Below are 20,280 nucleotides of genomic sequence, written 5' to 3'. Positions count from 1 at the left end.
ATGACCGTATCGTGGTTTTTTACATGATGGGTTCTCGTTCCCCTATACCGGCCACCGCGCATTGGGCTACTATTGCCTGCATTCGGTTAAATTGCCGGCACAAGTACGGAACCGATTATTGATATAATCTACGATTACATCGGACTATGAACGATTTAATTAAAAACCTCGCAATAGCAATTCTCGCCATTCAGGCCATAACTTTTTCCGTTTATGTTGGCGTGTATATTATCTATAGCAAACATTATAAGCGTCTAATCGCATCGTTCAGGGAGAAGTACGAATTCCCATTTCCCTATTCGTTTCATTGTCAGACCGGAATTTTCGGTTCGGTAGCAATTTGCTATTTCTTTATGATGCTCAGGGCAGGAAGGAAGGCGTTTTTCTTACCGAAAACAAGTGACTTCTATGCTTTCTCTAAGGAAATTCCAAGCGCGAAAATAAGTTGGTTGTCGACTTTGTTTTATTTGTCGCTGCTGTCTTTTTTCTGTCTGACTTTGATCGCCTTGTTTGCTGCCTATATCAAACTCTTTGCATAAAAAAGGGGCCGGATTATCCGGCCCCTTGTTGATGATGTTGCAGGTAACGCTTATTCGGCCTCGGCGGTTTTCACCGTCTGGCGGCGCTTGCGGATCGTGCGCAGCACCGGCGGCACCACCAGTACCGCGACCGCCAGCACCAGCAGGCTCTGGGCAATACCGCTGCCCCACAGAATGCCGTATTCGCCGTTGCTGATCGACAGCGCGCGGCGCAGGTTCTGCTCCAGCAGTTCACCCAGCACAAAGCCCAGAATCAGCGGCGACATCGGGAAGTGCATTTTACGCAGAATATAGCCGAACACCCCCAGCCCGACCATCAGCATCAGGTCGAAGGTGGTGCTGTGCACCGCGTACACGCCGACCGCCGATACGGCGGCGATCGCCGGTACCAGGAACCACAGCGGGATGGTCAGCATGCGGGTAAACAGGCCAATCAGCGGGATGTTCATGATCAGCAGCATCACGTTGGCGATCAGCAGCGCGGCGATCAGCCCCCAGACGATATCGGGCTGTTCGGTGAACATCGCCGGCCCCGGCGTGATGTTATACAGCGTCAGCGCGCCCATCATTACCGCGGTGGTGCCGGAACCCGGCACGCCCAGCGTCAGCATCGGAATAAACGAGCCGCAGGCCGAGGCGTTGTTGGCCGCCTCCGGCGCCGCCACGCCGCGGATATCCCCTTTGCCGAAGCTGTCGCTGTTACCGCTGATTTTCTTCTCGGTCATATAGGTCAGCGCACTGGCGATGGTTGCCCCGGCACCCGGCAGAATGCCGACGAAGAAGCCGACCACCGAAGAGCGCAGGGCCGGGCCGGCGCACTCTTTCGCCTCTTTGCGGTTAAACAGCAGCCGCCCGGTTTTGCGCACCAGCTTCTGACCGGCGCCGGTGCTCTCCAGCATCAGCAGGATTTCACTGACCGAGAACAGACCGATCACCACTACGATAAACTGAATGCCGTCGGAGAGGTGCACGCTGTCAAAGGTAAAGCGGTAGACGCCGGTGTTGGCGTCGACGCCGACCGTCGCCAGCCCGAGGCCGATCAGCGCCGCCAGCAGCGACTTCAGCGGGTTCTGGCTCATCATGCTGCCCAGACAGGCGATGGCGAAGATCATCAGCGCGAAGTACTCCGCCGGGCCGAACGCCAGCGACCAGCGGGCCAGCAGCGGGGCGAACAGAATAATGCCGCCGATGGCGATGATAGAACCGATAAACGAGCTGACCGCGGAGATCGACAGCGCCACGCCGGCGCGCCCCTGCTGCGCCATCGGGTAGCCGTCCAGCGCAGTCATGATCGCCGCGGCGTCTCCGGGCACGTTAAGCAGAATGGAGGAGATACGGCCGCCGTACTCGCAGCCGATATACACCGTCGCCAGCAGGATCAGCGCCGATTCCGCCGGCAGCTTCAGCGCGAAGGCCAGCGGCAGCAGGATCGCCACGCCGTTGATCGGCCCGAGGCCCGGCAGCAGCCCGACGATGGTGCCGACGAAACAGCCGATCAGCGCGATAACCAGGTTCTGTGGAATCAGCGCCACCTCGAACCCTTGTGATAAATATAACCAGGTATCCATTGTCGTTCCTTAATTCAGCCAGACGCCGAGCGGCAGCGTCACGTCGAGCAGACGGTCAAAGGCGTAATACAACGCCACGCCCATCACCACGCCGGAAATCGCCGCCGCCAATACGCGTGCGCCGAACAGCAGCGCGATGCTGAAGGTCAGCAGGGCGGTGGCCAGCGGAAAGCCCAGTAGCTCAAAAAGCCAGGCGTACAGCGACAGCGTGATAATCAGCACCAGCAGACGCTGCAGCGTGGCGCGGTGCGGCCAGGCCACCGCCTGCGGATGGCGCAGCAGCATCAGGACGGCGCACAGCGCCATCAGGCCGAGAATGATCAGCGGAAACGGGCGCGGCCCCAGCGGTTCATAGCTGTATTCGCTGTGAATGCCCCAGCCGATATACAGGCCGCCGATGCACAGCAGCAGCCACACTCCGGCAAAAATACGATCGCTCATGACATGCCTCCGGAGGAGTTGTTACTTGGCCAGGCCGAAGGCCTTCGCCTGCTCACGGTATTCGCCGACCTGTTTCTTCACGTAGGCATCCAGCTCTTTGCCGCGCAGGTTGAATTCAAACAGCCCGCGCAGGTCGCGCTGCTTCTTGAACTCTTCGGTCTGCTGCAGCTTGGCGAAGGCGTCGGTCCACCACTGGTACTCTTCGTCGCTGACTTTCGGCCCCAGGTAGAAGCCGCGGATCACCGGCCACACCAGGTTATAGCCCTGCTCTTTGGCGGTCGGCACCTCGGCCAGCTGGCCCGGCAGGCGCTCTTCCGAATACACCGCCAGCACGCGGATCTTGTCGCCCTGCAGGTAAGGCACCATCTCGCTCAGATCGCCGGAGACCGCCTGAATATGGTTGCCGAGCAGCGCGGTCACCGGCTCGCCGCCGCCTTCAAAGGCGACGTAGCGCATCTTGCGCGGGTCGACGCCGACCTCACGCGCCAGCAGCGCGGTTTTCATCCAGTCCTGGCTGCCGATCGAGGCGCCGGCGCCGAACACCACGCTGGTAGGATCTTTTTTGAAGGCTTCCATCAGGTCTTTCAGCGTCTTATACGGCGAGTCGGCGCGCACGGCGATCATGCCGTAATCGGTGCCGACCGCCGCCAGCCATTTGACGTCGTCCACGCCGTAGCGGCCGAACTTGCCCTGCGACAGGTTGAGCAGCGAGCCGCCGGAGAAGGCGACCACGGTGCCGAACTCCGCCGGACGCTGGGCGACGATGGCGTTATAGGCCACCGCGCCGACGCCGCCCGGCATATAGGTGACGCGCATCGGTTTATTGATGGCTTTGGTTTCCTGCAAAGACACCTGCAGCAGTTTACAGGTCAGGTCGAAGCCGCCGCCGGGTTTGGCCGGCGCGATACATTCGGTACGGTCGGGCGCTTCAATAGCGAAAGCCTGGTTGGCTGCCAACAGCAGAGCGGTTGCGGTCAGAGTACGGGTGATTATTTTTTTCATTGCCTTCCCCTAGGTATTTTTTCTTTCAGACTGTGAGAACTCCCGCTGACACGGGGTTGCCAAATTGTTAAAACATAAACCTTTCATTTACCTTTCAACGTATGGAAAAGTTTACAGGATGTGATATGCGTCTCTTGTTAGTGGAAGATCACCCTGAATTATCCCATTGGCTGCAGAAGGCGCTGACCGGCGCCGGCTTCGCCGTGGACGTCGCCTCAGACGGACTGATGGCCGACCACCTGCTGTTAAACGAACATTACAGTCTGGTGGTGCTGGACGTGGAGCTGCCGCGCCTCAACGGGCTGGATCTGCTGGCGCGGCTGCGCAAGCGCGGTCAGAACCTGCCGGTGCTGCTGCTGACCGCCCGCGCCGACGTCAGCGACCGGGTCAGGGGGCTGAATCTCGGCGCTGATGATTACCTGAGCAAGCCGTTTGAACTGGATGAGCTGGAGGCGCGCATCCGTGCGCTGCTGCGCCGCAGCGTGGGCGTCACCCAGCAGACGCTGCAGTTTGGCGCGCTTACCTACCATGACGAAGGTTACTTTTTACTGGATAACCGGCCGCTGGCGCTGACGCCGCGCGAACTGGCGGTACTGACCACCCTGATCCACCGGCGCGGCCGGCCGGTCGCCAAGCAGCAGCTGTTCGAACAGGTGTTTACCCTGTCCGACGAGGCCAACCCGGAAAGCATCGAGCTGTATGTGCACCGGGTGCGTAAAAAGCTGCACGGCAGCAACGTGGCGATCGTCACGCTGCGCGGATTGGGCTACAGCCTGGAGCTGAGCGATGAAGTGGTTTAAACCGCCTGGCTCGCTGTTTTATCAACTGTTGCTGTTTTTTGGTTTGCCGCTGACGATACTGGGCGGCATTTCTATCTATACCCACTACTTCAGCGCCACCCACGCCGCCACGCTGGCCTATGACCGCACGCTGCTGGCGTCGGCGCGCACCGTGGCGGAACGGCTGGTCGTGCGTAAGGGCAAGTTGGCGGTTGATGTGCCCTATGTGGTGCTCGACAGCTTCGAACGCAATATGAACGACCAGCTGTATTACGAGGTGATTTCACCGCAGGGCCGCAGTATTTCCGGCTATGACGATCTGCCGCTGCCGCCGCCGCACCTGGCGCGCTCCACGCTGTACCCGGCGTTGGTGCATTTTTACGACGCCGAATACGCCGGGCGACCGATCCGCGTTGCCGCGCTTTATCAGCCGATTAATGAGGGCGGCATGAGCGGTATGGCGACCATTCTGGTGGCGGAAACGCTGGAATCGCGTAACTATCTGGCGCGCCAGATGCTGCTGGCCGCGCTGCTCAGTCAGGGTACGGTAGTGGTGCTGACGCTGCTGCTGGCGTTTGTACTGCTGAAAAAGCTGCTCAAGCCGCTGCGTAAATTGTCGAGCGTGATGATGCGCCGCGATCCGGGCGAGCTGACTCCGCTGCCGATGCTGCTGCCGTGGTCGGAAATGCAGCCGCTGCTGCTGGCCTTTAACCGCTATACCGAGCGGCTGCGGGTGATGGTGGCGCGTCAGGAGCGCTTTAGCGCCGACGCCTCGCACCAGCTGCGGACGCCGCTGACGGTGCTGAAGACGCAGGTCGGCGTGGCGCTGGCCAGCGACGACCCGCAACAGTGGCGCGAAAGCCTGCTGGCGATCGGCAAGACGCTGGACAATACCGTGGCGCTGACCGACCGCCTGCTGTACCTGTCGCGGCTGAAGGCGCATGAATCGCGCAGCGAGCGCCGGCTGCAGCCGGTCAACCTGGCGCAGGTGCTGCGCGACGCCTGTTTCTCCCGCCTGCCGCAGGCGCGCAGCAACGGCATCGATCTCGGTTATGAGGGGGAGGCGGTATGCTGGATCGGCGGTGAGGCGCTGCTGCTGACGGAGATGTGCGCCAATCTGCTGGACAACGCGCTGAAGTACACGCCGCGCCGCGGCATGGTGACGGCGCGCCTGCGCGCGGCGGACGGTGAAGGCATTCTGGAAATTGAAGACAGCGGGCCGGGCATTACCCAGCAGGAGGCGCAGCAGGCGCTGCAGCCTTTCCGCCGTCTGGATAACGTGGGTGAACAGCCGGGCGCCGGCCTGGGGCTGGCGCTGGTGAAGGATATTGCCGCCTACCACGGCACGCGGCCGGAGTTGCTGAGCTCCGCAGAGCTTGGCGGCCTGTTGGTGCAGGTGCGCTTCCGCCTGTTGTCCTGAGGCGGCGGCGGATTATTCGCCGAGCTCGCCGGAGACCGCCGGCTGCGGTTTTTTACGTCCCAGCGGCGTGCGCAGGCGCTGGGACAGGATCACCCCCAGCAGGGTGACGCCGCCGCCGATCAGGTGGTAGTCGTGCAGCTGCTCATGCAGGAACAGCACGGCGATTGCGGCGGTGAATACCGGCGCCAGGTTCATAAAGATCGAGGCGGTATTGGCGCCGAGGCGGACCACGCCCTGGATCCACAGGAACGGCGCGATAATCGACGCCGGAATAGCGGCAAACAGCACCAGCGACAGGTTCTGGCTGTTCAGGCCGACGTCCGGCGCCATCAGGAAGTTCGGCAGCAGCAGCAGCACGCCGAAGGCGATCTGCACATACAGCGATTGCCAGTTGGGCAGGGCGATTGCCCAGCGTTTGGTCAGCACGCCGTACAGCGCGTAGGACGCGGTGGCGGCAAGCATCATCAGCTCGCCTTTGCCGATGCCGTGCTGCAGCAGCGCGCCCGGCTGGCCGGCGCTCACCAGCCAGATCAGGCCGCACAGAGAAATGACGCTGCCCAGCGCCACGCCGACGGTCGGCGCCACCCGCAGCAGTACGATGCTGATCAGAATGGTCAGCAGCGGGATCAGCGACACGATAATGCCCATAAACAGCGCGCTGACGCTGTGCGCGGCGTAGTAGGCCAGACTTTGATACAGCACCATGCCCAGCAGCCCCAGCACCAGCAGCTTGCCGGCGTTGGCGCGCACCGTGCGCCAGTTGCGGATCACGCCCGGCAGCACAAACGGCGTCAGCGCAACCAGCGCCAGCAGCCAGCGATAGAACGAGATCGCCGCCGGATCGATCGCGCCGGCCGACAGTTTGCTGACCACGGCGTTGACGGACCAGATCAGTACCGCCACCAGGGGAAAGAGTGCGTTCATGATAATTATTCTCAACAACGTATAACAGGACGCCCAGTTTACGCCTGTCTGGTTTATTGCATATACTGAAAACCAGACAAAAATCGCCGTAAACCAGACAACCTGCCGATAGGATCCCTATGCCGGAAATCCGTCATTTTGCCGAAGCGCTGATCCCGGCGCCGCAGCCGGTGCAGTTCCGCTGTGAAGCGTTCAATGCGCGCACCGAATTTCAGCCGCACCGCCACGTTTGGGGGCAACTGATGTGGGTGACCAGCGGGGTGATGGTCACCCACATTGGCGGACAGCGTTTTCTGGCGCCGCCGGAGTTTGTGCTGTGGGCGCCGGCGGGGGTGGAGCACTCCTGTTATAACCATAAATTGGCGCAGTGCCGCATGGTGGACATTGCCCAGCCTTTATGCCGTCAGATGCCGGCAACGCCTTGCCTGGTCAGCGTCACGCCGATTTTCCGCGCCATCGCGGATGATTTCTATGCGCGCCGGCAGTATATCCCGCAGAGCCGGGAGGACCTGCGGCTGTGCCGCGTACTGATCGACCAACTGCACCTGTCGCCGCGGCAGCAGACCTATTTACCCTCCTCGCAGGATAAGTTTCTGGCGCCGATCCTTGAGGCGCTGGAGCATTGTCCTTCGGACAACACGCCGTTGGCGCAGTGGGCGCGGCGGGTCTATACCACCGAACGCACGCTGTCGCGCCGCTGTCAGCAGGATCTCGGCATGTCGTTCAGCGAATGGCGCCAGCGGCTGCGCTTCCTGCATGCGGTGTCGCTGTTGGAGCGGGGGAAAACCGTGCAGGACGTGGCGCTGGAAGTGGGGTACAGTTCCGCCTCGGCGTTTATCGTGATGTTTCAACAGATTGCCGGCGCCACCCCTGAACGTTTCCGACGCGCATAGGCACGGCGGCGCGGGTGACTCGTGACGCAACCATAACTCAGGTATATGATCGGGCGGCAAATGGCCGTCCTGGGTTGGAGAAAGAAGTGAAAATACTGGTTGATGAAAATATGCCGTATGCGGTTGAGCTGTTCAGCCGTCTGGGAGAAACGCTGGCGGTGCCGGGCCGTCCGATCCCGCTGGAGGCGCTGGCGGACGCCGATGCGCTGATGGTGCGCTCGGTCACCAAGGTGAACGAAGCGCTGCTTGCCGGCACCCGCGTCGGCTTTGTCGGCACCGCGACCGCCGGCACCGACCATGTGGACGACGCCTGGCTGCAGCAGGCGGGCATCGGTTTTTCCGCCGCGCCCGGCTGCAACGCCATTGCGGTGGTGGAGTACGTCTTCTCCGCGCTGATGCTGCTGGCCGAGCGCGACGGCTTCCAGCTGCAGGATAAAACCGTCGGCATCGTCGGGGTCGGCAACGTCGGCTCGCGGCTGGATGCGCGCCTGCGGGCGCTGGGGGTGCGCACGCTGCTGTGCGATCCGCCGCGCGCCGATCGCGGCGACGCCGGCGAATTCTGGCCGCTGGAAAAACTGGTGGCGGAAGCCGACGTGCTGACCTTCCACACGCCGCTGAATAAATCCGGCCCTTATCACTCGCTGCATCTGGCCGACGCCGAGCTGCTGGCGGCGCTGCCGGACAACCGCATTCTGATTAACGCCTGCCGCGGCGCGGTGGTGGATAACGCCGCGCTGCTGCAGGCGCTGGAAAAGGGCAAGAAGCTCAGCACGGTGCTGGACGTCTGGGAGCCGGAACCGGAGCTGTCGCTGCCGCTGCTGGCGCGGGTGGACATCGGCACCGCGCATATCGCCGGCTATACGCTGGAAGGCAAGGCGCGCGGCACCACCCAGGTGTTTGAGGCCTTCAGCCGCCATCTGGGCCAGCCGCAGCAGATTGAGCTGGCCTCGCTGCTGCCGACGCCGGAATTCAGCGATATCCGTCTGAACGGGCCGCTCGATCAAGGCAGGCTGAAACGTTTGATGCACTTGGTGTATGATGTGCGCCGCGATGACGCGCCGTTGCGCAAAGTGGCCGGCCAGGCGGGCGAGTTTGACCGCCTGCGCAAGCAGTATCAGGAGCGACGCGAATGGTCGTCGCTGCGCGTGGCGTGCGATGACGACGCCAGCGCCGAGCTGCTGGCCCGGTTGGGCTTTAGCGTATGCTAAACGGCGCGCGGCTTTAAATATCAGGGCGGTGATGGCACCGCCCGTTTGTTTTGCATGTTAATGAAATATTCGGGAGATACCCCAATGTCTGACGGCTGGAATATCGCTCTGCTTGGCGCCACGGGCGCGGTAGGTGAAGCATTGCTGGAATTGTTACAGGAACGTCAGTTCCCGGTGGGCGAACTCTATCCGTTGGCCAGCGAACGCAGCGCCGGTGAAACGGTGCGCTTTAACGGCAAAACCCTGCAGGTGGAAAATGCCGAGGAGTTCGACTGGTCGCAGGCGCAGCTGGCCTTCTTCGTGGCCGGCGCCGAAGCCTCGGCGCGCTACGCGATTGACGCCGGCAATATGGGCTGTCTGGTGATCGACAGCAGCGGCCTGTTCGCGCTGGAGCCGGACGTGCCGCTGGTGGTGCCGGGCGTCAACCCGCAGGTGCTGGCCGATTACCGCAACCGTAATATCGTCGCCGTGGCCGACGGCATGGTCAGCCAGCTGCTGACCGCCATTAAGCCGCTGACCGAGCAGGCCGGCCTGTCGCGCCTGCACGTCACCACCCTGATGTCGGTGTCCGCCCGCGGTAAGGCGGCGGTGGACGATCTGGCGGGTCAGAGCGCGCGGCTGCTGAACGGCGTGCCGGCCGAAGAGGGCCTGTTCGCCAAACAGCTGGCGTTCAACCTGCTGCCGCTGCTGGCGGATGAGCAGGGCAGCGTGCGCGAAGAGCGGCTGATCGTCGATCAGGTGCGCAAGGTGCTGCAGGACGAAGGGCTGCCGATGTCGGTGACCTGCGTACAGTCGCCGGTGTTCTACGGCCACGCGCAGGCGGTGCAGGTGGAAGGGCTGCGGCCGATCGACGCCGATGAGGCGCGCGCCGAACTGCAGGACGCGGAAGATATCCAACTGAGCGATGAAGACGACTATCCGACGCAGGTGACGGAAGCTTCCGGCAGCGACGTGCTGAGCATCGGCTGCCTGCGCAATGACTATGGCATTCCGCAGGTGCTGCAGTTTTGGTCGGTGGCCGACAACGTGCGCTTCGGCGGCGCGCTGATGGCGATTGAAACCGCCGAGCGTCTGCTGCAGGAGCAGCTGTACTGATGTCCGAGCCGGCTGTAGCGACCCAGAAAATCGCGCTGGGCATTGAATATGACGGCAGCGGCTATTACGGCTGGCAGCGTCAGCAAGAGGTGCCGAGCGTACAGGCCTGCCTGGAGCAGGCGCTGAGTAAAGTGGCGGACGCGCCGATCACGGTGCTGTGCGCCGGGCGCACCGACGCCGGGGTGCATGCCACCGGCCAGGTGGTGCATTTTGAAACCCCGGTGCGCCGTAAGGACGCCGCCTGGACGATGGGGGTCAACACCCATCTGCCGCCGGATATCGCCGTGCGCTGGGTCAGCCCGGTGGCGGAAGATTTCCATGCGCGCTTCAGCGCCACCGCCCGCCGCTATCGCTATGTGATCTTCAACCACCGCTATCGTCCGGCGGTGCTGCAGCAGGGGGTGACGCACTTCTATCATCCGCTGGACGCCGATCGCATGCAGCGCGCGGCGCAGGCGCTGCTGGGAGAGAACGACTTCACCTCGTTCCGCGCCGTGCAGTGCCAGTCGCGCACGCCGTGGCGGAATGTAAAACACGTTAAGGTCACGCGTCACGGGCAGTATATCGTGGTAGATATAAAGGCGAACGCCTTTGTGCATCATATGGTGCGCAATATCGTCGGCAGCCTGCTGGAGATTGGCTGCGGTAACCAGGATGAAAACTGGATGGCGCAGCTGCTGGCGTTAAAAGACCGTAATCTGGCGGCGGCCACCGCCAGAGCGGAAGGCCTGTATCTGGTCTCCGTGGACTATCCCGAGCGTTTCGCACTGCCGCAGGCGCCGATGGGGCCGCTGTTTTTAGCCGATGACTGAATAAGACGCGCCGTTGCGCCAGACCCCGCCAAGGGGCCGTTGTGCGACGCGTTTTGATTAATCCGCCGGCGGGGGAGACCTCCGGCCCAAGAGAGACGCTATGGACATCATCAAGTTTGTTATTGATTTCATTTTGCATATCGACGTGCATTTGGCCGAGCTGGTGGCGCAGTACGGCATGTGGGTATACGGGATTTTGTTCCTGATTCTGTTTTGCGAAACCGGCCTGGTGGTGACGCCGTTCCTGCCGGGGGATTCTCTGCTGTTCGTGGCCGGGGCGCTGGCCTCGTTACCGACCAACGATCTGAACGTGCATACCATGGTGGCGCTGATGGTGATTGCCGCGGTGGTGGGGGATGCGGTCAACTACACCATTGGCCGTCTGTTCGGTGAAAAACTGTTCAGCAACCCGAATTCGAAAATTTTCCGCCGCAGCTATCTGGATAAAACCCACCAGTTTTATGAAAAGCACGGCGGCAAAACGATTATTCTGGCGCGATTTGTGCCGATCGTGCGTACTTTTGCGCCGTTCGTCGCCGGTATGGGGCATATGTCCTACCGTCACTTCGCCGCCTACAACGTGATTGGCGCGCTGGTCTGGGTGCTGCTGTTCACCTATGCCGGTTACCTGTTCGGCAACGTGCCGGTGGTGCAGGAAAACCTGAAGTTGCTAATTGTTGCTATTATCGTTGTGTCAATTTTGCCGGGCATTATTGAAATCTGGCGCCACAAGCGCGCGGCTGCTCGCCAGCAAAAACAGTAAAAAACATCGCTTAACCTATCGGTTCGACCAGTTTTTTATCTACAGCGTCGGGCCGATATGGTTTAATGAGCGACATTTATGGTCTGTTCCTGCGGACAACCCTGAATTCAGTGCCTTGGCGGCGCGCCTGTCGCGCCGGGGTCCGGGCGCTTTTTCATTGGCTGTTGCTGCGAAGGGATTGTTAAAGCATGAACTGCGAACTGGCGTCTGCCAGGTTCAAACAGAAAGGTCTTCGATGAGCTGGATTGAACGAATTCTTAACAAGAGCAATATCACCCAAACCCGTAAGGCGAGCATTCCTGAGGGCGTTTGGACCAAATGTGACAGCTGCGGTCAGGTTCTCTACCGCGCCGAGCTGGAGCGTAACCTGGAAGTCTGCCCGAAGTGCGACCACCATATGCGCATGTCCGCGCGTACGCGTCTGCACACGTTGCTGGACGAAGGCAGCGAAGTGGAAGTCGGCAGCGAGCTGGAACCGAAAGACGTTCTGAAATTCCGCGATTCCAAAAAATATAAGGACCGCCTGGTTGCCGCCCAGAAAGCGACCGGTGAAAAAGATGCGCTGGTGGTGATGAAGGGCACGCTGTACGGCATGCCGGTCGTGGCCGCCGCCTTCGAATTCGCCTTTATCGGCGGTTCCATGTCTTCCGTCGTCGGCGCGCGCTTTGTCCGCGCGGTTGAGCAGGCGCTGGAAGACAACTGTCCGCTGGTGTGCTTCTCCGCCAGCGGCGGCGCCCGTATGCAGGAAGCGCTGATGTCGCTGATGCAGATGGCGAAAACCAGCGCCGCGCTGGCCAAAATGCAAGAGCGCGGCCTGCCGTACATTTCCGTACTGACCGACCCGACCATGGGCGGCGTCTCCGCCAGTCTGGCGATGCTGGGCGATATCAACGTCGCCGAGCCGAAGGCGCTGATCGGCTTTGCCGGCCCGCGCGTCATTGAGCAGACGGTGCGTGAAAAACTGCCGCCGGGCTTCCAGCGCAGCGAGTTCCTGATTGAGAAAGGGGCGATCGATATGATCGTGCGTCGTCCGGAAATGCGCCAGACGCTCGCCAGCATTCTGTCCAAGCTGACCAACCAGCCGCAGCCGGCGTTTGACCAGCCGGAGCCGGTGGTCGTGACGCCGGAAAATCAGGCGGACGAATAAGGCATGCATACGCCGCGGCGGTCCGTCAGGCCGTCGCGACGCTCAACCGCCGCTGAGTGGCTATGCGGCGGTTGAAACGCAGAGCATCGCCTTGCCCGCGGTGAGGGTGGTGCCCTGATGGATTAATGAACCCAAGTTCAGTGATGGGACTCATGCAAAACCACCAAATTCCCCAAGCCACGTCGCCATTGAGCTCGTGGCTTTATTATCTGGAGCGTCTGCACAGCCAGGCGATCGAACTCGGCCTGGAACGCGTGCAAAGCGTTGCAGCGCATCTTGATCTTCTCACTCCGGCCCCGACGGTGTTCACCGTTGCCGGCACCAACGGCAAAGGCACCACCTGCCGCACGCTGGAAGCGATTCTGCTGGCGGCCGGCCTGCGCGTCGGCGTTTACAGCTCGCCGCATCTGGTGCGCTATACCGAACGGGTGCGTATTCAGGGCGAAGAGTTGAGCGAAGCGGAGCACTGCCGTGCGTTCGCCGCCATTGAAGCCGGGCGCGGTGACACCTCCCTGACCTATTTTGAGTTCGGCACCCTGTCGGCCCTGCAGCTGTTCCGTCAGGCCCGGCTGGACGTGGTGATCCTGGAAGTCGGCCTCGGCGGGCGTCTGGACGCCACCAATATCGTCAACCCGGACGTGGCGGTGGTCACCAGCATCGCGCTCGACCACACCGACTGGCTGGGCGACGACCGCGACAGCATCGGCCGGGAAAAGGCCGGCATCTTCCGCGGCGGCAAGCCGGCGGTGGTCGGCGAACCCGATATGCCGGACTCGATTCGTCAGGTGGCGGAAACGCTGGGCGCGCAGCTGTATCGCTGCGGCGACGCCTGGACCTTCAGCGAGCAGGGCGAACGCTGGCAGTGGCGCAGCGAAGGCACCACGCTGACCGACCTGCCCACGCCGAACGTGCCGCTGGCCAATGCCGCGACGGCGCTGGCGGCGCTGCACTATTCCGCGCTGGAAATTGACGAGCGCGCCATTTTCACCGGCCTGCAGCAGGCGACGCTGCCGGGGCGTTTCCAGACCGTGCAGCAGGCGCCGCGGCTGATCCTCGACGTGGCGCATAATCCGCACGCCGCCGGCTATCTGGCCGGGCGGCTGGCGCAGCTGCCGCGCGACGGCGGCAAGGTGCGTGCGGTAGTCGGCATGCTGGCGGACAAAGACATCGCCGGTACGCTGGCCTGCCTGCGGCCGCAGGTTGATGAATGGTACTGCGCGCCGTTGGACGTGCCGCGCGGCGCCGGCGTGGATCAGCTGGCGCAGCATCTGCCGCAGCCGCGCGCCTTTGCCGATGTTGAAACGGCCTGGCGACAGGCGATGCAGGATGCGGATAATCAGGATATTGTCATCGTCTGTGGATCGTTCCACACCGTCGCGCAGGTGATGGCGGCGTTAGACGAGATGCGGGGAGAGTGAGTGGCAAGTAAATTTCAGAACCGACTGGTCGGGACCGTGGTATTAGTGGCGCTGGGGGTGATTATCCTGCCAGGGCTGCTGGACGGTAAGAAAAAGCATTATGAAGATGAGTTCGCCGCGATCCCACTGGTGCCGAAGCCGGGCGATGCGCGGGAGAACGACGCGATTCCGCCGGTAAGCCAGCCGCTGCCGACGCAGCCGCCGGCGGGCGCGGGGGCGCTGGTGGAACAGCAGGCGGCCAATGAGGCGGCGACGCAGCAGGCGGTGAACCAGCCGTCGCAGAGCACCACGGTGACGCCGCCGCCGGCGGTCACCCAGCCGACGCCGCAGCCGAAGCCGGTTGAGAACAAACCTGCGCCGCAGCCGAAGCCGAAACCGGAAGTGAAGCCGCAGCCGAAGCCTGAGGTGAAACCGCAGCCGAAGCCGGCAGAGAAAGCGCCGTCCGGCCAGGCCTATGTGGTGCAGCTGGGGGCGCTGAAAAACGCCGCCAAGGTTAACGAGATCGTGGCGTCGCTGCGTCTGTCCGGCTATCGCGCCTTTACCGTGCCGTCGACGCCGGTGCAGGGGCAGATCACCCGTATTTACGTCGGCCCGGACGCGTCGAAGCAGAAGCTGCAGTCTTCGCTGTCGGCGCTGAATTCGCTCAGCGGGCTGAGCGGGCAGGTGAAGCCGTACAACGCGCGTTAACCCCGTTCTTCTGCCGCGTTTGCAAGGCGGGGCAGAAGAATCAGCTATGTAGGCGCGGCGATTAGGAATTTTTTTATCGCCGCTTTTTATTTGTAAATTGCTAGGGAAATCCCCTACGCAAACGTTTTCTTTTTCTGTTAGAATTCGCCGCGCATGGGAAATACCCCAGTGCATTCGGGCTGTGGCCGCTGTGCGACAGCCTGAAGGAGGAGGGGGCGTGCGGGGCATTTCACTATTGGAATGGTCATGGTCTGGATTGATTACGTCATTATTGCGGTGATTGGATTTTCGGCTCTGGTTAGCCTGATCCGAGGGTTTGTTCGCGAAGCATTGTCACTTGTGACATGGGGATGTGCGTTTTTTGTCGCCAGCCATTTTTATTCTTACCTCGCCGTCTACTTCACCCGTTTTGACGATGAACTGGTGCGAAACGGTATCGCGATTGCGATTTTGTTTATCGCGACCCTGATCGTGGGGGCGATTGTGAACTACGTGATTAGTTCACTGGTCGAAAAGACCGGGCTGTCAGGAACCGATCGGGTGCTGGGCATCTGCTTCGGCGCATTGCGCGGCGTGTTGATCGTCGCCGCGATACTGTTCTTCCTCGACAGTTTTACCGGCTTCTCGCAAAGTGAAGACTGGAAACAGTCGCAGCTGATTCCCCAGTTCAGCTACATCATCAGGTGGTTCTTTGACTACCTGCAGAGCACGTCGAGTTTCTTACCGTCCCACTTGCCGGGGCGGTAGCGGCTTAGGCTTAGAGGAAAGACAACATGTGCGGTATTGTCGGTATCGCCGGTTTTATGCCGGTAAACCAGTCGATTTATGATGCGTTGACGGTGCTGCAGCACCGTGGCCAGGATGCCGCCGGCATCGTCACCATTGATGCCCATAACGGTTTCCGTCTGCGTAAGGCAAACGGCCTGGTGAAGGATGTTTTTGAAGCACGGCATATGCAACGCCTGCAGGGCAATATGGGGATCGGCCATGTGCGTTACCCAACGGCCGGCAGCTCCAGCGCTTCAGAGGCCCAGCCTTTTTATGTGAACTCACCGTTCGGCATTACGCTGGCCCACAACGGTAACCTGACCAACGCGCATGAACTGCGGCAGCAGCTGTTTGAAAGCGGCCGTCGCCATATCAACACCACTTCCGATTCCGAAATACTGCTCAACGTGCTGGCCGCCGAGCTGGACCGTTTCCCGCACTATCCGCTGGAATCTGACAATATCTTTACCGCCGTGGCGGCGGTACATCAGCAGCTGCGCGGCGCTTACGCCTGCGTGGCGATGATCATCGGCCACGGTCTGGTGGCGTTCCGCGATCCTAACGGCATCCGTCCGCTGGTGATCGGCAAACGCACGCTGGAAGACGGCCGCAACGAGTATATGGTGGCCTCCGAAAGCGTGGCGCTGGATACGCTGGGCTTTGAATTCCTGCGCGACGTAGCGCCGGGCGAAGCGGTGTACGTGACGGAGAAGGGCCAACTGTTTACCCGCCAGTGCGCCGAAAACCCGAAAAACAACCCGTGCCTGTTTGAGTTCGTCTACTTCGCCCGCCCGGATTCCTTTATGGACAAGATCTCGGTATACAGCGCCCGCGTGCGCATGGGCCAGAAGCTGGGCGAGAAGATCGCGCGCGAGTGGGAAGATCTGGACATCGACGTGGTGATCCCGATCCCGGAAACCTCCTGCGATATTGCGCTGGAGATCGCGCGTATTCTGGAAAAACCGTACCGCCAGGGCTTTGTGAAAAACCGCTACGTCGGCCGCACCTTTATCATGCCGGGCCAGCAGGCGCGTCGCCAGTCGGTGCGCCGCAAGCTGAACGCCAACCGGGCGGAGTTCCGCGACAAGAACGTATTGCTGGTGGATGACTCCATCGTGCGCGGCACCACCTCCGAGCAGATCGTCGAGATGGCGCGCGACGCCGGCGCCAAGAACGTCTATCTGGCTTCCGCTGCACCGGAAGTTCGCTTCCCGAACGTCTACGGCATCGATATGCCTAGCGCCAATGAGCTGATCGCTCATGGCCGCGAGGTGGATGAGATCCGGCAGATCATCGGCGCCGACGGGCTGATTTTCCAGGACCTGGGCGACCTGATCGAAGCGGTGCGCGAGGAAAACCCGGATATCACCCAGTTCGAATGCTCGGTGTTCGACGGTATCTACGTCACCAAAGATGTCGATCAGGGCTATCTGGAGTATCTGGAATCGCTGCGCAACGATGACGCCAAAGCGCTGCGCGGCCAGGCCGAAGCGGAAAATCTGGAAATCCACAACGAAGGCTAAGCCTGTCCTCGCCATACCGATGCGCCGTGCACCGTCGCGGCGCATCGTTCCTGCCTGAACCTTGCTTCTCCGCCGTGATTACGGCAAAGTTGCTCCGACCCTTAGACTTTTTTGGCAGAGATCCCTCATGAAACGACTCATCATCGGCATTTCCGGCGCCAGCGGCGCGATCTACGGCGTGCGCCTGCTGCAGGTGCTGCGCGACGTGGCGGACGTGGAAACCCATCTGGTGATGAGCAACGCCGCCCGGCAGACGCTGGCGCTGGAGACCGCGCTCAGCCTGCGTGAAGTGCAGGCGCTGGCCGATGTGGTGCACGACTCGCGCGATATCGCCGCCAGCATCTCTTCCGGCTCCTTCAAAACGCTGGGCATGGTAATTTTGCCCTGCTCGATCAAAACGCTGTCCGGCATCGTTAACAGCTATAGCGACGGCCTGCTGACGCGCGCCGCCGACGTGGTGCTGAAAGAGCAGCGGCGTCTGGTGCTGTGCGTGCGTGAAACGCCGCTGCACCTTGGGCACCTGCGTCTGATGACCCAGGCGGCGGAGATGGGCGCGCTGCTGATGCCGCCGGTGCCGGCCTTTTACCACCGGCCGGCCAGCGTGGAAGACATTATCGATCAGACGGTTAACCGCGTGATTGACCAGTTTGACATTGAGCTGCCTCAGGATCTGTTTACCCGTTGGCAAGGCGCCAATTAACAATTCATTCCCCAATTTTGCACATTTGTGCAACAACGCACTGTATTGATGCGCGGCCCGCACCATAATGGGGCCGTTTCACCACGCTTGCTGTTTCATGGTATGGGCATCCAGGGGTTGCCCGTGGCGCGGCCGAACGGCCGGTTTCATATTTGCGGTTCTCGTCCAGGAAACAGTTTTGCGCAGGGCGGAGCCGTTCCCTCCGCGGCCTGACGCACGCAATGTGGCACGATTACTGCAAATTGATAGTGATTCAGTGGGGCACGCTTCCCGCAATGGCATCAAAAAAATAAAATCAATTTGAGGGTAATGTATGAAAAAGCTGGTTAAGGTTCTTCCGCTGGTTATGGCCCTGGCAGCGGCACACAGCGCATTTGCCGCCATCCCGTCAACGCTGAAGATCGGCACCGATCCGACCTACGCGCCATTTGAATCCAAAGATGCCAACGGCCAGCTGGTCGGTTTTGATATCGACCTGGCCAAAGAGCTATGTAAACGCATCAACACCCAGTGCACCTTCGTCGAAAGCGATTTCGACGCGCTGATCCCATCGCTGAAAGCCAAAAAAATTGATGCCATCATTTCATCGCTGTCGATTACCGAGAAGCGCCAGCAGGAAATCGCCTTTACCGACAAGCTGTTCGCCGCCAATGCCCGCCTGATCGCGCCGAAAGGCTCGAAGCTGTTGCCGACGGTGGAATCCCTGCGCGGCAAGAGCGTCGGGGTGCTGCAGGGCACTACCCAGGAAGCCTACGCCAACGCCTACTGGCAGCCGAAAGGGGTGACCGTGGTGCCGTATCAGAACCAGGACCTGGTGTACGCCGATCTGGCCTCCGGCCGTATTGACGCCGCCTTCCAGGACGAAGTGGCCGGCAGCGACGGCTTCCTGAAGCAGCCGCCGGGCAAGGACTACGCCTTTGCCGGCGAGTCGGTGAAGGATGACAAATTCTTCGGCGTCGGCACCGGCATGGGGCTGCGCAAGGGGGATACCGAGCTGAAGGCGGCGCTGGATAAGGCCTTTGCCGAGATGCGTAAAGACGGCACCTACGATAAGTTCGCGAAAAAATACTTCGATTTTGACGTCTACGGCGGCTGACCGCCCGTTCTCCTGCCGGTAGCCGCGGCGGCGCAGCACGTTGCGACCGCCTGCGGCTGCCCGGCGGGGATTGCTTACGCCTACTGACGACAGGATGAAGTACATGCTGCAAGGTTATTCTCAACTGATATTTGAGGGCGCGCTGGTGACGCTGGAGCTGGCGCTCAGTTCCGTGCTGCTGGCGGTGGCGATCGGCCTGATCGGCGCCGGCGGCAAACTCTCCAACAACCGCCTGCTGGCCTCGCTGTTCGGCGCGTATACCACGCTGATCCGCGGCGTGCCCGATCTGGTGCTGATGCTGCTGATCTTCTACGGCCTGCAGATCGCGTTAAACAGCCTGACCGAGACGCTGGGGCTGGCGCAGATCGATATCGATCCGCTGACGGCGGGCATTATTACGCTGGGCTTTATTTACGGCGCCTATTTTACCGAAACCTTCCGCGGCGCCTATCTGGCGGTGCCGCGCGGACAGATTGAGGCGGCGACCGCCTTTGGCTTCAGCGGCGGACAGACCTTCCGCCGCATTCTGTTCCCGGCGATGATGCGTTTTGCGCTGCCGGGCATCGGCAATAACTGGCAGGTGGTGCTGAAGGCGACGGCGCTGGTGTCGATCCTCGGTCTGAATGACGTGGTGAAGGCCACCCAGCTGGCGGGCAAGGGCACCTATCAACCCTTCTTTTACGCGCTGGTGGCCGGCGCGGTGTATCTGCTGTTTACCACCCTCTCCAACGGCGTCCTGCTGTGGCTTGAGCGGCGTTATTCCCTGGGCGTCAAGAGGGCCGAGCTATGATGGAGATCCTGCAACAGTACTGGCAGTCGCTGCTGTGGAGCGACGGCTACCGCTTTACCGGCGTGGCGGTGACGCTGTGGCTGCTGATAAGTTCGGTGGTGATGGGCGGGCTGCTGTCGCTGCCGATGGCGGTGGCGCGCGTCTCTTCCCGGCGCTGGCTGAGCTTCCCGGTGTGGCTGTACACCTACGTGTTCCGCGGTACGCCGCTGTATGTGCAGCTGCTGGTGTTTTACTCCGGCATGTACAGCCTGGAGGTGGTGCGCGGCAGCGAGCTGCTCAATGCGTTTTTCCGCAGCGGGCTGAACTGCACCATTCTGGCGCTGACGCTCAATACCTGCGCCTACACCACTGAAATTTTCGCCGGCGCGATCCGCGCGGTGCCGCACGGGGAAATTGAAGCCGCCAACGCCTACGGTTTTTCACGTTTCAAACTGTATCGCTGCATTATTCTGCCTTCGGCGCTGCGCACCGCGCTGCCGGCCTACAGCAATGAAGTGATTCTGATGCTGCACTCCACCGCGCTGGCGTTTACCGCCACCGTGCCGGACCTGCTGAAAGTGGCGCGCGATATCAACGCGGCGACCTATCAGCCGTTTTACGCGTTCGGCATCGCCGCGGTGCTGTATCTGGCGATTTCCTACACGTTGATCAGCCTGTTCCGCAAGGCGGAAAAACGCTGGATGGCGCACGTGACTCATCGATAAAGG

The 20,280-nt window shown here is 61.4% G+C and carries 20 protein-coding genes; 16 read left to right on the top strand and 4 right to left on the bottom strand.

Annotation, left to right across the window (positions count from 1 at the left end):
- Window positions 1-589: 589 nt before the first annotated feature.
- From I6G83_RS23260 to I6G83_RS23250, 3 genes are read right to left on the bottom strand one after another with little or no spacing between them, the layout of a single operon-like run.
- Window positions 590-2,107 carry a tripartite tricarboxylate transporter permease gene (locus tag I6G83_RS23260; protein WP_054305577.1) on the bottom strand — a complete coding sequence of 506 codons (1,518 nt, stop codon included), beginning with the start codon at window positions 2,105-2,107 and terminating at the stop codon, window positions 590-592.
- A 9-nt stretch (window positions 2,108-2,116) separates the two neighbouring features.
- Window positions 2,117-2,548 (bottom strand): tripartite tricarboxylate transporter TctB family protein, encoded by a 432-nt coding sequence (locus tag I6G83_RS23255; RefSeq protein WP_054305578.1) that lies wholly within the window; start codon window positions 2,546-2,548, stop codon window positions 2,117-2,119.
- A 21-nt stretch (window positions 2,549-2,569) separates the two neighbouring features.
- Complete coding sequence (locus I6G83_RS23250; protein WP_015673199.1) at window positions 2,570-3,550, bottom strand: Bug family tripartite tricarboxylate transporter substrate binding protein; 981 nt, start codon at window positions 3,548-3,550, stop codon at window positions 2,570-2,572.
- Window positions 3,551-3,675: 125 nt separating this feature from the next.
- Here I6G83_RS23250 and tctD point away from each other — a divergent pair, with 125 nt between their 5' ends.
- Both tctD and I6G83_RS23240 read left to right on the top strand, forming a co-directional pair.
- Window positions 3,676-4,350: a transcriptional regulator TctD gene (gene tctD / locus I6G83_RS23245; protein WP_015673198.1), complete on the top strand. Its 675-nt coding sequence runs from the start codon at window positions 3,676-3,678 to the stop codon at window positions 4,348-4,350.
- On the top strand, window positions 4,337-5,749 hold the full coding sequence (locus I6G83_RS23240; protein ID WP_054305579.1) for a sensor histidine kinase: 1,413 nt from the start codon (window positions 4,337-4,339) through the stop codon (window positions 5,747-5,749). The genes tctD and I6G83_RS23240 overlap by 14 nt, the downstream gene beginning before the upstream one ends.
- A 12-nt stretch (window positions 5,750-5,761) precedes the next feature.
- On the opposite strand, the gene I6G83_RS23235 is transcribed toward I6G83_RS23240, so the two are convergent.
- On the bottom strand, window positions 5,762-6,673 hold the full coding sequence (locus I6G83_RS23235; RefSeq protein ID WP_054305580.1) for a DMT family transporter: 912 nt from the start codon (window positions 6,671-6,673) through the stop codon (window positions 5,762-5,764).
- A gap of 119 nt (window positions 6,674-6,792) precedes the next feature.
- Here I6G83_RS23235 and I6G83_RS23230 point away from each other — a divergent pair, with 119 nt between their 5' ends.
- From I6G83_RS23230 to I6G83_RS23165, 14 genes are all read left to right on the top strand, one after another.
- Complete coding sequence (locus I6G83_RS23230) at window positions 6,793-7,566, top strand: AraC family transcriptional regulator (protein WP_054305581.1); 774 nt, start codon at window positions 6,793-6,795, stop codon at window positions 7,564-7,566.
- A gap of 86 nt (window positions 7,567-7,652) precedes the next feature.
- The gene (gene pdxB / locus I6G83_RS23225) at window positions 7,653-8,774 is read left to right on the top strand and encodes a 4-phosphoerythronate dehydrogenase PdxB (RefSeq protein ID WP_054305598.1); all 1,122 of its coding nucleotides are present in this window, start codon (window positions 7,653-7,655) and stop codon (window positions 8,772-8,774) included.
- Window positions 8,775-8,858: 84 nt separating this feature from the next.
- On the top strand, window positions 8,859-9,869 hold the full coding sequence (locus I6G83_RS23220) for an aspartate-semialdehyde dehydrogenase (protein WP_015673193.1): 1,011 nt from the start codon (window positions 8,859-8,861) through the stop codon (window positions 9,867-9,869).
- Window positions 9,869-10,681, top strand: coding sequence for a tRNA pseudouridine(38-40) synthase TruA (gene truA, locus I6G83_RS23215; RefSeq protein ID WP_054305582.1), 813 nt, complete (start codon window positions 9,869-9,871; stop codon window positions 10,679-10,681). The genes I6G83_RS23220 and truA overlap by 1 nt, the downstream gene beginning before the upstream one ends.
- Before the next feature lie 100 nt (window positions 10,682-10,781).
- Entirely contained in the window at window positions 10,782-11,444 is a 663-nt protein-coding gene (locus I6G83_RS23210; protein ID WP_015673191.1) for a DedA family protein, read from the top strand.
- Between the two features lie 235 nt (window positions 11,445-11,679).
- Complete coding sequence (gene accD, locus I6G83_RS23205) at window positions 11,680-12,591, top strand: acetyl-CoA carboxylase, carboxyltransferase subunit beta (protein ID WP_054305583.1); 912 nt, start codon at window positions 11,680-11,682, stop codon at window positions 12,589-12,591.
- Between the two features lie 152 nt (window positions 12,592-12,743).
- Window positions 12,744-14,009, top strand: coding sequence for a bifunctional tetrahydrofolate synthase/dihydrofolate synthase (folC, locus tag I6G83_RS23200; protein ID WP_054305584.1), 1,266 nt, complete (start codon window positions 12,744-12,746; stop codon window positions 14,007-14,009).
- On the top strand, window positions 14,010-14,696 hold the full coding sequence (dedD, locus tag I6G83_RS23195) for a cell division protein DedD (protein WP_015673188.1): 687 nt from the start codon (window positions 14,010-14,012) through the stop codon (window positions 14,694-14,696).
- Between the two features lie 246 nt (window positions 14,697-14,942).
- Window positions 14,943-15,443, top strand: a complete 501-nt coding sequence (gene cvpA, locus I6G83_RS23190) for a colicin V production protein (protein ID WP_015673187.1) — start codon at window positions 14,943-14,945, stop codon at window positions 15,441-15,443.
- 26 nt (window positions 15,444-15,469) lie between these two features.
- A complete protein-coding gene (gene purF / locus I6G83_RS23185) occupies window positions 15,470-16,987 on the top strand; it encodes an amidophosphoribosyltransferase (RefSeq protein WP_015673186.1) in 1,518 nt (505 codons plus the stop codon).
- 127 nt (window positions 16,988-17,114) lie between these two features.
- Complete coding sequence (locus I6G83_RS23180; RefSeq protein WP_054305585.1) at window positions 17,115-17,687, top strand: UbiX family flavin prenyltransferase; 573 nt, start codon at window positions 17,115-17,117, stop codon at window positions 17,685-17,687.
- A 313-nt stretch (window positions 17,688-18,000) separates the two neighbouring features.
- Entirely contained in the window at window positions 18,001-18,783 is a 783-nt protein-coding gene (argT, locus tag I6G83_RS23175; RefSeq protein WP_015673184.1) for a lysine/arginine/ornithine ABC transporter substrate-binding protein ArgT, read from the top strand.
- Between the two features lie 103 nt (window positions 18,784-18,886).
- The gene (locus I6G83_RS23170; RefSeq protein WP_054305586.1) at window positions 18,887-19,573 is read left to right on the top strand and encodes a histidine ABC transporter permease HisQ; all 687 of its coding nucleotides are present in this window, start codon (window positions 18,887-18,889) and stop codon (window positions 19,571-19,573) included.
- Window positions 19,570-20,277, top strand: a complete 708-nt coding sequence (locus tag I6G83_RS23165; protein WP_015673182.1) for an ABC transporter permease — start codon at window positions 19,570-19,572, stop codon at window positions 20,275-20,277. Before I6G83_RS23170 ends, I6G83_RS23165 begins: the two co-directional genes overlap by 4 nt.
- Window positions 20,278-20,280 lie beyond the last annotated feature (3 nt).

Origin of the sequence: Serratia rubidaea, from assembly GCF_016026735.1 — a bacterium.
Lineage (GTDB): Bacteria > Pseudomonadota > Gammaproteobacteria > Enterobacterales > Enterobacteriaceae > Serratia_B > Serratia_B rubidaea.
Note: the sequence above shows the minus strand (reverse complement) of the source record. Positions and strands in the feature narration are given on the sequence as shown.